The organism is Polaromonas sp. YR568, from assembly GCF_943369675.1.
GTDB lineage: Bacteria > Pseudomonadota > Gammaproteobacteria > Burkholderiales > Burkholderiaceae_C > Polaromonas.
Map to the genome: position 1 here is coordinate 1 of NZ_CALROB020000076.1, position 12,028 is coordinate 12,028.

Here is a 12,028-nt window from a genome sequence, read left to right on the forward strand (position 1 = left end):
ACGACGCTGGCCGGCGTGATGCAGCGCGCGGTGCAAGGCGCGCTGCTGCGCGAAGGCATCAAGGTGGTGATCGCGGGCCAGCCCAACGCCGGCAAAAGCTCGCTGCTCAATGCGCTGGCCGGTGCCGAGCTCGCCATCGTCACACCCATCGCCGGCACCACACGCGACAAGGTCTCGCAGCTGATCCAGATCGAGGGTGTGCCGCTCCACGTGGTGGACACCGCCGGCCTGCGCGACGCGCTCGACGAGGTGGAAAAAATCGGCGTCGAACGCGCCTGGGCCGAAATCGCCAGCGCAGATGCCGTGCTCTTCCTGCACGACCTGACCCGACACGCCGGCGATTACCTGGCCGCCGACGCGGCCATCGCGCAGGTGCTGGGCCGTGAGCTGCCGCGCAACACGCCCATCATCGATGTCTGGAACAAATCGGACGCGGCCGATGCGAAGGTGTTGGGCGCCATCAACGGCGGTGTGTTGATCTCCGCGAAAACCGGCGAGGGCTTGCAGTCTCTGCGTACGCAACTGCTGCAGGTGGTGGGCTGGCAGGCCGCGCCCGAAGGCGTGTTCATGGCGCGTGAACGCCACGTGCGTGCCCTGCACCAGGTGGCGGATCAATTGACAAAAGCGCACGCGCAACTTCGCGCGGCACGGCCTGCGCTGGACCTGCTCGCCGAAGACCTGCGGCAGGCGCAGCTGCACCTCAGCGAGATCACCGGCGCCTTCACGCCGGACGACCTGCTGGGCGAAATTTTTTCCCGATTCTGCATAGGAAAGTAGTAAGCCGGCGACAGGCGGGCGCCCTGCGCGGATCAGCGGTCGCAGACCCTCCTGAATGGTTAAAACTGGTCTGCCGTCGAGGAGAAATTACAAAATCCGGTTTCCTGTATCAGGTGTAAGGGGGCGTTAAGAGCCCTTGTGGCTGTTGTAGTGCGAAGGTATCTTCCGTTGCACTATGAACGCTCCACTCCCCGCCGCCATCCGTTTTGACATCCAGGGCCTGGCCCAGGCCATCCTGCATTGCCACGCCAGTGATGCGTTGCGTTGTCAATTCAACCAGCCGCATTGGGACATCCTGGCCAGCTACATGCAGCCGTTCGCGCTGAACAGCGGCCAGGTGCTGATGGAACAAGGCGCGCTGGACCGCACGCTGTACTTTGTCGAAAGCGGCACCCTGAGCGTTCACTACGAAGACGAAAAAGCGCGCGTGCGCATGGCGCTGGTCGGGGCCGGCACGGTGCTCGGCGAAGGCGCCTTCTTCTCGCACATGCCGCGCAGTGCCACGGTGCATGCTTCCACCCCTTGCAAGCTGTGGTGCCTCACACCCATGCGCTTCCTCGAACTCGCCAACCGCCACAGCCCCATTGCGCTGGAGCTGACCATGGCCATGGGCTCGGTGATGGCGAAGCGCCTGTATAACCGGCCCAAACGCGTCGCCGTCACCTGATCTGCGCGCGCATGGCCAGTGCGCCGCACGGCAGTCATCAGACATCGGCCTTCCGGGCCGGCGGCCCGACTTTGTGTGAATTCGCACCAAAGTTGTGATGGGCGTGACTTTTTACCAGACGATGTGAGGGCGATTCGATAAAGTCAATCGCCAAATCTGCCGTCAAACAACAGCGGTTGAAGTTTGTAGGATTGCTTACAGACGCCACACACCGCGTTGGTGGAAAATTGCCCAATCATTACTAGAGCGCTGCACATGTCTTTTCTAAACTGGTTTTCGAGCAAGCCGTACCCAGCGAAATCCGCTTTCACCGACGAGCACAAGCGCCCCTCCGCCGGGCGCGAAAAGCCTGCCGCGCCCATTTCCCCGCGTGTTCCGGTCGAAATCAGCACCGGCGCCGGCGGTGACGCCGGCAAGGTCAAGCGCCACGCCCGCCGCGAGCAGCTCTATGTCGCGATCCGTGAAGCCATGACGCGCGCCGGCGTGCTGTCCGCCAGCTATAAATTCAAGGTGTTATCGCTGGACCAGCGCGGCAATGAATTCCTCGTCATGATGGACCTGGCCAAGGCCTTTGGCGGCCAGCCCGAGCAGCTCACTGAAATTGAGACACTGATTGTGCAAAACGCCAAGGCGCGTTTTGAAATTACGGTGCCCGCCGTGTACTGGCGCATGGATGAGGTGGCGGTGGTGGTCAAGCCACGCCTGAACACCACGGATGCCGCACAGGCTGCGGCACCGCAAGCCGATGCGGCGGCCAAACCGGCAAGGCCCCGTTACGAGCCCATCCAGGCCGATGAAGTGGCGGCTTTCAAGCAGGCCTTGCAGGCCGCGTCGGCCCAGGGACCGGGCGCGGCGCCCGAGAACGGCGTGAAGGTCAAAAGCGGTCCGCGTTCCTACACCGTGCTGACCGGCTTCGAAGACACGGAGATGCCTGATTTGCCGTCTTCGCCGGCGCTCAGCAGCACGCAATACGGTGACCTGGTTTAGGTCTTCTGTCGCTGAGTCCGCCGCCCGCGGCCTTCAGTGCCCGGCGAAATCAATCAGCGTGAACAAGGGCAGGCCCGCGGCCTGCAGCTTCACCGATCCGCCCAGTTCGGGCAAATCCACAATCGCCGCGCCTTCAGTCACGGTGGCGCCGAGTTTTTCCAGCAACTTCTTGCCGGCCATCATGGTGCCGCCCGTGGCGATCAGGTCGTCGATCAGCAGGACCCTGTCGCCGGCCTTCACGGCGTCCGTGTGCAGCTCCACCGTGGCGCTGCCGTATTCGAGCTCATAGGTTTCCTGCACCGTGGTGAAAGGCAGCTTGCCCTTCTTGCGAATAGGCACAAAACCGACGTTGAGTTCATAGGCCACGACCGCGCCCAGGATGAAACCGCGCGCATCCAGCCCGGCGACCACGTCGGGGCGCAGTGCCGGGTCCATGTAGCGGTGCACAAAGGCATCGATCAGCACGCGAAAGACCTTGGGGTTTTGCAGCAGCGGCGTGATGTCGCGAAACTGCACGCCCGGCGCGGGCCAGTCCGGCACGGTGCGGATGTGGTTGCGCAGGTACTGGCTGACGGACTGGTGTTGGAGGCTGTGCAGATCGGGCATGGTTCACCGTGCGGTTTGGGAGCGCGTATTTTGCGCCCGCCAGGCGCACAACGGCTTTAGCCCGGGGCGCCGGCGGGCGCCGCCTTGGCCGGCCGGCCGCGCAGCAATTTTTCTTCGGCCATGGCCAGTGCTTCGGGCTTGCCTGACAGCACCAGCGTGTCGCCGCCTTCCAGCAGGGTTTCCGCTTGCGCCGCCACGGCCTTGCCATTGCCGCGGCGCAGGCTCACCACGCGCACGCCGCCGGCCTCCAGCGCCATGGCACCCAGGGGCTTGCCGAGGGACTTGATGCCCAGCGGCAGCGTCACATTGGACAGGCGCTCCTGCTCCAACTCGTTAACCGTGTCGTCGTCGGCGCCGCGGAAATAGCCGCGCAGCAGGTTGTAGCGGGCGTCACGCTGGTCCTGCACCACGCGGATCACGCGGCGCATGGGCACGCCCACCAGCGCGAGCGCGTGGCTGGCGAGCATCAGGCTGCCTTCGATGGCCTCGGGCACGACTTCGGTGGCGCCGGCGGCCTGCAGCTTTTCCAGGTCGTGGTCGTCCACTGTGCGCACGATGACCGGCACCGTGGGCGCATGGGCGCGCGTGTTGGCCAGCACCTTGAGGGCGCTGGCCGTGTCCAGGTAGGTGATGACCACTGCGCTGGCGCGCGCCAGGCCGGCGGCCATCAGGGCCTGCAGGCGCACCGCGTCGCCGAATACCACGGAGTCGCCCGCGGCCGCGGCCTGGCGCACGCGGTCGGGGTCCAGGTCCAGCGCCATGTACTGGATGCCTTCGCGCTCCAGCATGTGGCCCAGGTTCTGCCCGCAACGGCCGTAGCCGCAGATGATCACGTGCTTGTTGGCGTTGATGGATTTGCGCGCGATGGTGGTCATCTGCAGCGATTGCTGCAGCCATTCGCTGGAGACCAGCTTCATCACGATGCGGTTGCTGTACATGATGATGAAAGGCGTGGCGAGCATGGACAGCACCATGCTGGCCAGGATGGGGTTGAGCAAAGCCGGCGGCACCAGGCGGTTCTGCTGGGCCAGCGTGAGCAGAACGAAGCCGAACTCGCCGGCCTGCGCCAGGTAGAGGCCCGTGCGCAGCGACACGCCGGCCGTCGCGCCCAGCGAGCGGGCCAGCGCCGTGACCAGCACCAGCTTGAAGACGACGGGCAGCGTCATCAGCAGCAGCACCAGCGGCCAACGCTCCAGCACCAGGCGCCAGTCGAGCAGCATGCCGATGCTGATGAAGAACAGGCCCAGCAGCACATCGTGGAAAGGCCGGATGTCGGTTTCGACCTGGTGCTTGTATTCGGTCTCCGAGATCAGCATGCCGGCGATGAAGGCGCCCAGCGCCAGGCTGAGCCCGGCGCGCTCGGTCAGCCAGGCCAGCGCCAGCGTGACCAGCAGCAGGTTGAGCACGAACAGCTCTTCGCTCTTGCGGCGTGCCACGATGGTCAGCCACCAGCGCATGACGCGCTGCCCGCCGGTCAGCAGCAGCCCGACCAGGACGGCCGCCTTCAGCCCGGCGACGGCCAGCGCCGTGAAGAGCGCGTCGGCGGGTGCGCCCAGCGCCGGTATCAGCACCAGCAGCGGCACCACGGCCAGATCCTGGAACAGCAGCACGCCCATGACGCGCTTGCCGTGCTCGGACTCCAGCTCGAGCCGCTCGGACAGCAGCTTGACCACGATGGCGGTGCTGCTCATGGCGATCGCGCCGGACAGCGCCAGCGCGGTTTGCCAACCCATGGTCCAGAGGCTGGGCGCCATGCTCGCCAGGAACAGCGAGCCGACGGTGGCCAGCACGATGGTGAGCACCACCTGCAACAGCCCCAGCCCGAACACGTGGCGCCGCATGGAGCGCAGCTTGGGCAGGTTGAACTCCAGCCCGATCACGAACATCAGGAACACCACGCCGAACTCGCCCAGGTGGCGTACGCCGTCGGAGTTCTGCGCCAGCGCCAGCGCATTGGGGCCTATGACCACGCCCACCGCGAGGTAGCCCAGCATGGGCGGCAGCTTGAGTGAGCGGCAGGCGACCACACCGAGCACCGCGGCCAGCAGGTACAGCAGGGTCAGTTCAAGCGCGCTCATGCTTCGATGGTAGCCGAGGAAATTGCGGTGGCCCCGTGGCGCTCCGCTGTGGGCAAGGGCGGCGTAGGCTTTGTGCGCCTCTATAGAATGCAGCCATGAGCCCAGACGCCGTGAATTTTGATGCCCAGCAGGTGCTGAACCTGGCTCGCAAGACCTTTGAGATAGAAGCCGCCGCCGTATCGGGCCTGGCGGGACGCGTGGGCGGCGAATTTGCCGAGGCGGTGGCGCTGGTATTGGCCTGCCGCGGCCGCGTGGTGGTCATGGGCATGGGCAAAAGCGGCCACATAGGCCGCAAGATCGCCGCCACGCTGGCCTCCACCGGGACCCCCGCGATGTTTGTGCACCCGGCCGAAGCCAGCCATGGCGACCTGGGCATGATCACCAGCCAGGACGTGGTGCTGGCGATTTCCAACAGCGGCGAGAGCCAGGAACTGACCGCGATCCTGCCGGTGCTGAGCCGCCAGGGCGTGCCCATGATCGCCATCACCGGCGGCCTGCAGTCCGCACTGGCCCGCCAGGCGCGTGTCACGCTCGACAGCAGCGTCGCGCTGGAGGCCTGCCCGCTCAACCTCGCGCCGACGGCCAGCACCACCGCGCAGCTGGCCATGGGTGATGCGTTGGCCGTGGCGCTGCTCGACGTGCGCGGCTTCAAGGAAGATGATTTCGCCCGCTCGCACCCGGGCGGCGCGCTCGGCCGCAAGCTGCTCACGCACGTCAGCGACGTGATGCGCAGCGGCAGCGACGTGCCACGGGTGCGCCTGGATACCAGTTTTACCGAGCTGATGCGCGAGATGAGCGGCAAGGGGCTGGGCGCTTCGGCCGTCGTCGACGACGCGCAGCGCGTGCTTGGCATTTTTACCGACGGTGACTTGCGCCGGCTGGTCGAAAAAGGCGTGGACCTGCGCAGCAGCACCGCCGGCGACGTGATGCATGCCGGCCCGCGCACCGTGCGCGCGGATGCGCTGGCCGTCGAGGCCGTCGCGCTGATGGAGCAGCACCGAATCACCAGCGTGCTGGTGATCGACGAGGACGGCGTGTTGGTGGGCGCGCTCAATACCAACGACCTGATGCGCGCCAAAGTCATTTGATCTCCCTCTCCATGCCCCAAGCCGCCCCCACCCTGAACTTCGCGCCGGAATTGCTGCTGCGCGCGCAAGGCGTGAAAGTGGCCTTTTTTGACGTGGACGGCGTGCTGACCGACGGCGGCCTGTATTTCTCGGAATACCCGCAGGACCATGAACTGGCCCAGCCCATGGGTGGCTACCGCGCCGCCGGCGAGATCATCAAGCGTTTCAATACCCTGGACGGCCACGGCCTGAAACTGCTGCAACGCGCCGGCATCACTCCCGTGGTCATCACCGGGCGCGACAGCCATGTGCTGCGCGCCCGCTTGCAGGCCCTGGGCGTCACGCACGCGTATTTCGGCACCGAAGACAAGCGCCCCGCGGCCGAACTCGCCCTGCGGGCGCTGGGCCTGGACTGGACCGCAGCCGCCGCGATGGGCGACGACTGGCCCGACTTGCCGGTGATGTCCCGTGTGGCCCTGAGCTGCGCGCCTTCGAATGCGCACGCGGAGGTCCTTGCGCAGGCCCACCATGTCACGCGGGTGCCGGGCGGCCATGGCGCGGCGCGCGAGTTCTGCGACCTGCTGCTGATTGCCGGCGGGTGCTACGGCGAGTTTCTTCAGGAGTATCGCCAGTGACGACGGCCTCACAGAGTGCAGGTCGCGGCGGCGCTGTACGGCTCAAAAAAGCATGGCGCAGCTTCCTGCGCGTGTGGGACGGCATGGCCATCTACATGCCGCTGCTCATGATGGGCGCGCTGGCGCTGGGCACCTACTGGCTGGTGCGCAACACCCCGATCTTCAGCGCGCCGGAGGCCGCCAGAGAGGCGAGCCACGACATCGACTATTTCATGCGCAAATTCACCGTCAAGACTTTTGACGAAGGCGGGCTGCTCAAGAGCGAAATCTACGGCATCGAGGCCCGGCATTTCCCCGACACCGACATCCTCGAGATCGACCAGGCGCGCATCCGCAGCATCAGCCCCGACGGGCGCATCACCACCGCCACGGCCAACCGCGCCTATTCCAACGGCGACGGCTCGGAAGTGCAGCTGACCGGCAATGCGCTAGTGATCAGGGAGGCCAGCAAGGACGCCAGCGGCAAGGAAACCCCGCGCATGGAGTTTCGCGGCGAGTTCCTTCACGCATTCCTGAACGACGAGCGAGTCCAGTCCCACAAGCCCGTGCTGCTGATTCGCGGTACCGACCAGTTCGTCGGCGACACCTTCGCCTACGACAACCTGGACCAGGTTGCCGACCTCAAGGGCCGTGTCCACGGCATCCTGGTGCCCCGCTCCGCGGCCAGCGCGCCCGGCCTGCCCACCTTGACCCTGCCGGCGCCCGCGCCGGCAAGCCCCGCCAAACCGGTCACTCCTTAGCGACCGCCTTTTCCAAGGGCCACCATGTCCAGACTCGTATTCATCACCGGAGCGTCCAGCGGCATAGGCCAGGCGCTGGCCATGCGTTTTCATTCGGCCGGCTACCGGCTGGCACTCGCCGCGCGCCGCACGGCGGAGGTCCAGGCCTGGGCTGAAGCCAACGCCATCAGCGCGGGCCGTTACCAGGTCTACGGCGCCGACGTGTCCGACATCGACAGCATTGTTGCGGCCGGCCAGGCCTGCATCGCCGCGCAGGGCGTGCCCGACGTGGTGATCGCGAATGCCGGTATCAGCGTCGGCATGGACACCGCGGTGCGCGGGGACCTCGACGTGATGGCGCAGACCTTCGCGACCAACAACATCGGCGTGGCCGCCACCTTCCATCCTTTCATGGCCGGCATGGCGGGGCGCGGTACCGGCACGTTCGTGGGCATAGGCAGCGTGGCCGGCATACGCGGCCTGCCCGGCCACGGCGCTTATTGCGCCAGCAAGGCGGCCATCATCGCTTACTGCGAAAGCCTGCGCGGTGAGCTGCGCCCCAGCGGCGTGAAGGTGGTGACGATCTGCCCCGGCTATATCGATACGCCGCTGACCCGCGAAAACCGCTACGCCATGCCCTTCCTGATGAAGGCAGAAACGTTTGCCGACAAGGCCTTCGCAGCCATTCACGCCGGGCACAGCTACCGCGTGATTCCCTGGCAAATGGGCGTGGTGGCGAAACTGCTGCGTCTGCTGCCCAATGCGCTGTTTGACAAGGCACTGTCCGGCCGCGCGCGCAAGCATCGCCAGGGGGAGCACTGAGGTTTTTAACCAAGCCCGGAAAAGCAAAAAGGCTTCAAAACCGAAGTCTTGAAGCCTTTTAAAGCGCTCTTCAGCCGGGGCTGAAGAGAGGGGTCAGCAGGGCTTAGTAGCCGCCGCGTCCACCACCGCCACCGCCGCCGGAACGGCCACCGCCGCTACCGCCGCCGCCGTACGGGCTACGGAAACCACCGTCGCTGCCGCCGCCACCGGAACGGCCACCGCCGCCACCGTAGCCGCCACCGCCGGAACGATCGCCGCCGCCACCACCACCGTAGCCGCCACCACCGCCGCCGCCGAAGCCGCCGCTACGTGGAGGACGTGCCTCCATGGGGCGTGCTTCGTTCACGACAACGCTACGGCCGCCCAGAGGCTGGCCGTTCATGCCGTTGATAGCTGCCTGGGCTTCTGCATCGCTGCCCATTTCGACAAAGCCAAAGCCTTTGGAGCGACCGGTGTCGCGTTCCATCATGACTTTAGCGCTGGTAACAGCGCCGAATTGGCCAAAAGATTGTTGCAGGTCTTCGTCACGCACCGAGTAAGGCAGGTTGCCGACGTATAGTTTGTTGCCCATGAAGGGACTCCTCTAAAACACAAAAACAAAAGCGATGGGGTCCCGAAAGCACAACAAATCTTCAAACGTACCGCTGTAGCGCGCGAAACTGACCGATCACCTAACGTGTGCGAATGCTGACACTCGCACCGGCATATTATGCTTCAGTTATCCAAAACACAATCCACTATCGTTACTACCTAGACGCCGCAAGCCCGCATAAACAGGGGCTTTCGGGGCTCCTGAACGACAAGTCGGTGACCGCTTCTCGCGGGAAATTGCTGCGCGCACATTGTCCCAAGGGGCCACTCAAGAAGCCCTGTGGGGAACTAATGAGGCATAAAGTTTTGCACGCCGGACCGTCATGGATGCTGAGATGATTTGTGCTGATCCAGCTAAATAGTCAAGCAGTAACGGACCGGTAAGCTAAGTTAGCGCATACATATACAGAATAAATGCCACAAAACAAGAAAAGTGATGTGCCGTGCCCCAGTTCGCCGCGCCAGCATGTTTGACCAACGCGATGGCACGATGCAACTCAAGGAGCCAGGGCGAATTCCGTTGTTGGACGATGCGGTCGAATGGAAATAGTTACACAAAATTTCAACATCGCGATCGAAGCGCTATACCTCGGACGCGCTAGGCGTCACCCGAATAATCGCGCCAGCGTTTCATCGCGGCGCGCATGGTCAGCACCTGGTTTTCGAACTTCGGGCAGGCATCACAGGCCATCAAGTGCAGCTTGAGCGCGACGTGGTCAGGCAGGCTGAGCGCGCGGTCTTCGCGGGCGATCAGCAGGGCCGCCGCTTCACGGCAGGTGCGTCTTAGCGGTGTGATCCTGGGTTTCACGTCAAAGAAAAAGAAGAATGCATCAAGCGGGGTGTGCTTATGTGCCGGGCTTGCCGAACCAGTGGATATTCAGGCACTCCTGCAGGCGCAGGCGTGCCCGGTGCAACTGGACATACAGGTTGGTCGGCGTCAGCGAGAGTTCCTTACAGACTTCCTGCGAAGAAAGCTCCAGCCACTCGCGCATCAGGAACAGCCGGCCCAGTGCCGGCGGCAGTCGCTCCATGCAGGCGTCCAGCACCTGGAAGAACTGCGTCTGCTGCAAAGTCTGGTCGGGGTTGCCCCAGTCATTGGGCGTCTCGGCAAAGTGGCCGTCGGCCTTGAAGGACAGCCGGTCCAGCTCGTCGCCCTCTTCGTCGGCCTGCGCGTCGGGCACGGCCACCAGGCGCGCATTGCTGCGGATCAGGTCTATGACCTTGTGCTTGAGGATGCCGACCAGCCAGGTCTTGAGCTGCGACCGGTTGCCGAAAGACTGCGGCTTGGACAAGGCCGCCAAAAGCGTTTCCGACACGGCATCTTCCGCCCAATCGTCGTTGCGCAGCTGAAGCCGCGCGAAACGAAGGAGGTAGAGCCGGTGCTCAACCAGCTGCTCTTCAAAAGTAGGCATGGCGGCAAGTCTAGCGGCAGGCGGTCTCGGCCGCACGCTTTACCAGTTGACTTCGCGGTCCGGCGTCGCGCCTATGCGGTGGATCGAAAGGTCGGCACCTTCAAATTCTTCTTCCTGGCTCAGGCGCAGGCCCATCGTGGCCTTGAGGGCGCCGTAGACGGCAAAACCCGCCAGCAACGCCCAACCCACGCCCATCGCGCTGCCGATCAGCTGCGCGACCAGGCTCACGCCGCCCAGGCCGCCGAAGGCCTGGCAGCCGAATATGCCGGCCGCAATGCCGCCCCAGAGGCCGCACAGCCCGTGCAACGGCCAGACGCCCAGCACGTCGTCGATCTTCCATTTGTTTTGCGTCAGCGTGAACATCACGACGAACACGCCGCCGGCCACGCCGCCCGTTACCAGCGCGCCCAGCGGATGCATCAGGTCCGAGCCCGCGCACACAGCCACCAGCCCGGCCAGCGGGCCGTTGTGCACAAAGCCCGGGTCGTTCTTGCCAAAGGCCAGCGCCGCGAGCGTGCCGCCCACCATGGCCATCAGCGAATTGACGGCGACCAGGCCGGAGATTTTGTCGATGGTCTGCGCGCTCATCACGTTGAAGCCGAACCAGCCCACGGTCAGGATCCAGGCACCCAGTGCGAGGAAAGGGATGTTCGACGGCGGGTGGGCCGATACCGCGCCGTCCTTGCGGTAGCGGTTGCTGCGTGCGCCCAGCAAAATCACCGCCGGCAGCGCCAGCCAGCCGCCTACCGCGTGAACCACGATGGAGCCCGCGAAGTCATGGAACTCCGCGCCGGTCAGCGACTTGATCCAGGCCTGCACGCCGAAGTGCTGGTTCCAGACAATGCCCTCGAAGAAGGGATACACCAGGCCGACGATGACGGCCGTGGCGATGAGTTGCGGGTAAAAGCGCGCGCGCTCGGCAATGCCGCCCGAAATAATCGCCGGGATCGCCGCGGCAAAGGTCAGCAAAAAGAAGAACTTGACCAGCTCGTAGCCGTTCCTGGCGGAGAGTTGCTCCGCGCCGACGAAAAAATGGGTGCCGTAGGCCACGCCATAACCCACCATGAAATACACCACGGTGGACACCGAGAAGTCCACCAGGATTTTGACCAGGGCATTGACCTGGTTTTTTTTGCGGACTGTGCCCAGTTCCAGAAAGGCAAAACCGGCGTGCATGGCCAGCACCATGATGCCGCCCAGCAGGATGAACAAGGCGTCAGAGCCCTGTTTTAGTGCTTCCATAGGTCCCTCTTCGGATGAAATGTGATTTATTGGTGCGTTATTCCGTGAATTTCAGGAACCGCACCAAATACAAGCAAGAAATGCGCCGCAAGTGTGCAAAAAGCCGTCTTGAGGCGATTCCGGGGTGAATGCCCGGCGCCAATCGAAGCTTTGAAAGCTAACGATACAATGCAGGCTGTCATTGGGGAGTAGCCAGCCTTTCAATCCTGAAAGGGGCTTGCGTCAACAGACTTGCTCATTCAGAGCATGGCGCAAGCGGTCTTCGGATCACGCGAGACCTTTGACTGCACAGCCTCCGCTTCAGGCCGGGGATGCCGTGCAGTCATGGGTTTCATCCGGCCGGAGTCTTTTTGAATGGAAGCTTTCCTCGTCTCCACGGGCATCGTCGCCCTCGCCGAAATGGGCGACAAGACGCAACTCCTCGC

13 protein-coding genes, 1 pseudogene and 1 riboswitch are annotated in these 12,028 nt (G+C 64.3%); of the genes and pseudogenes, 8 read left to right on the forward strand and 6 right to left on the reverse strand.

Annotated features, from left to right (window positions below; translation table 11 throughout):
- From ACLV8F_RS24085 to ACLV8F_RS24095, 3 genes are all read left to right on the forward strand, one after another.
- Positions 1–777 (forward strand): GTPase (locus tag ACLV8F_RS24085; RefSeq protein WP_411886724.1); only part of this gene is annotated, 777 nt, incomplete at its 5' end.
- Positions 778–952: 175 nt separating this feature from the next.
- Complete coding sequence (locus ACLV8F_RS24090) at positions 953–1,444, forward strand: Crp/Fnr family transcriptional regulator (RefSeq protein ID WP_122954706.1); 492 nt, start codon at positions 953–955, stop codon at positions 1,442–1,444.
- A gap of 255 nt (positions 1,445–1,699) precedes the next feature.
- Positions 1,700–2,431: a hypothetical protein gene (locus ACLV8F_RS24095; RefSeq protein ID WP_411886725.1), complete on the forward strand. Its 732-nt coding sequence runs from the start codon at positions 1,700–1,702 to the stop codon at positions 2,429–2,431.
- A 33-nt stretch (positions 2,432–2,464) separates the two neighbouring features.
- Here ACLV8F_RS24095 and ACLV8F_RS24100 read toward each other — a convergent pair whose 3' ends face one another.
- Together ACLV8F_RS24100 and ACLV8F_RS24105 are read right to left on the reverse strand one after the other, a co-directional pair.
- Complete coding sequence (locus tag ACLV8F_RS24100; protein WP_411886726.1) at positions 2,465–3,037, reverse strand: adenine phosphoribosyltransferase; 573 nt, start codon at positions 3,035–3,037, stop codon at positions 2,465–2,467.
- A gap of 56 nt (positions 3,038–3,093) precedes the next feature.
- A complete protein-coding gene (locus tag ACLV8F_RS24105; RefSeq protein WP_411886727.1) occupies positions 3,094–5,115 on the reverse strand; it encodes a cation:proton antiporter in 2,022 nt (673 codons plus the stop codon).
- Positions 5,116–5,210: 95 nt separating this feature from the next.
- Between ACLV8F_RS24105 and ACLV8F_RS24110 the strand changes: the two genes are divergently transcribed.
- From ACLV8F_RS24110 to ACLV8F_RS24125, 4 genes are all read left to right on the forward strand, one after another.
- On the forward strand, positions 5,211–6,203 hold the full coding sequence (locus tag ACLV8F_RS24110) for an SIS domain-containing protein (protein ID WP_411886728.1): 993 nt from the start codon (positions 5,211–5,213) through the stop codon (positions 6,201–6,203).
- An 11-nt stretch (positions 6,204–6,214) separates the two neighbouring features.
- Positions 6,215–6,817, forward strand: a complete 603-nt coding sequence (locus ACLV8F_RS24115) for a KdsC family phosphatase (RefSeq protein WP_411886729.1) — start codon at positions 6,215–6,217, stop codon at positions 6,815–6,817.
- 83 nt (positions 6,818–6,900) lie between these two features.
- A complete protein-coding gene (lptC, locus tag ACLV8F_RS24120) occupies positions 6,901–7,557 on the forward strand; it encodes an LPS export ABC transporter periplasmic protein LptC (RefSeq protein ID WP_411886735.1) in 657 nt (218 codons plus the stop codon).
- Positions 7,558–7,581: 24 nt separating this feature from the next.
- On the forward strand, positions 7,582–8,358 hold the full coding sequence (locus tag ACLV8F_RS24125; RefSeq protein ID WP_411886730.1) for an SDR family oxidoreductase: 777 nt from the start codon (positions 7,582–7,584) through the stop codon (positions 8,356–8,358).
- Between the two features lie 103 nt (positions 8,359–8,461).
- Here the strand turns inward: ACLV8F_RS24125 and ACLV8F_RS24130 are convergent, their stop codons facing one another.
- The 4 genes from ACLV8F_RS24130 to ACLV8F_RS24145 all read right to left on the reverse strand — a co-directional run bounded on the left by ACLV8F_RS24130 (position 8,462) and on the right by ACLV8F_RS24145 (position 11,603).
- A complete protein-coding gene (locus ACLV8F_RS24130; protein WP_411886731.1) occupies positions 8,462–8,929 on the reverse strand; it encodes an RNA recognition motif domain-containing protein in 468 nt (155 codons plus the stop codon).
- 618 nt (positions 8,930–9,547) lie between these two features.
- Positions 9,548–9,757, reverse strand: a complete 210-nt coding sequence (locus ACLV8F_RS24135; protein ID WP_411886732.1) for a zf-HC2 domain-containing protein — start codon at positions 9,755–9,757, stop codon at positions 9,548–9,550.
- A gap of 37 nt (positions 9,758–9,794) precedes the next feature.
- Positions 9,795–10,361 carry a sigma-70 family RNA polymerase sigma factor gene (locus ACLV8F_RS24140; RefSeq protein ID WP_411886733.1) on the reverse strand — a complete coding sequence of 189 codons (567 nt, stop codon included), beginning with the start codon at positions 10,359–10,361 and terminating at the stop codon, positions 9,795–9,797.
- 39 nt (positions 10,362–10,400) lie between these two features.
- A complete protein-coding gene (locus ACLV8F_RS24145; RefSeq protein WP_411886734.1) occupies positions 10,401–11,603 on the reverse strand; it encodes an ammonium transporter in 1,203 nt (400 codons plus the stop codon).
- 171 nt (positions 11,604–11,774) lie between these two features.
- Positions 11,775–11,951: riboswitch (yybP-ykoY riboswitch) on the forward strand.
- Positions 11,952–11,957: 6 nt separating this feature from the next.
- On the opposite strand from ACLV8F_RS24145, the pseudogene ACLV8F_RS24150 reads away from it, so the two are divergent.
- Positions 11,958–12,028: pseudogene (locus tag ACLV8F_RS24150) on the forward strand (UPF0016 domain-containing protein); the annotation flags it as partial.

Coding starts and splice junctions, on each gene's coding strand:
- ACLV8F_RS24110 (WP_411886728.1), top strand. CDS start 5,211: ATGAGCCCAGACGCCGTGAATTTTGATGCCCAGCAGGTGCTGAACCTG.
- ACLV8F_RS24100 (WP_411886726.1), bottom strand. CDS start 3,037: ATGCCCGATCTGCACAGCCTCCAACACCAGTCCGTCAGCCAGTACCTG.
- ACLV8F_RS24140 (WP_411886733.1), bottom strand. CDS start 10,361: ATGCCTACTTTTGAAGAGCAGCTGGTTGAGCACCGGCTCTACCTCCTT.
- ACLV8F_RS24130 (WP_411886731.1), bottom strand. CDS start 8,929: ATGGGCAACAAACTATACGTCGGCAACCTGCCTTACTCGGTGCGTGAC.
- ACLV8F_RS24095 (WP_411886725.1), top strand. CDS start 1,700: ATGTCTTTTCTAAACTGGTTTTCGAGCAAGCCGTACCCAGCGAAATCC.
- ACLV8F_RS24090 (WP_122954706.1), top strand. CDS start 953: ATGAACGCTCCACTCCCCGCCGCCATCCGTTTTGACATCCAGGGCCTG.
- ACLV8F_RS24145 (WP_411886734.1), bottom strand. CDS start 11,603: ATGGAAGCACTAAAACAGGGCTCTGACGCCTTGTTCATCCTGCTGGGC.
- ACLV8F_RS24105 (WP_411886727.1), bottom strand. CDS start 5,115: ATGAGCGCGCTTGAACTGACCCTGCTGTACCTGCTGGCCGCGGTGCTC.
- ACLV8F_RS24115 (WP_411886729.1), top strand. CDS start 6,215: ATGCCCCAAGCCGCCCCCACCCTGAACTTCGCGCCGGAATTGCTGCTG.
- lptC (WP_411886735.1), top strand. CDS start 6,901: ATGGCCATCTACATGCCGCTGCTCATGATGGGCGCGCTGGCGCTGGGC.
- ACLV8F_RS24125 (WP_411886730.1), top strand. CDS start 7,582: ATGTCCAGACTCGTATTCATCACCGGAGCGTCCAGCGGCATAGGCCAG.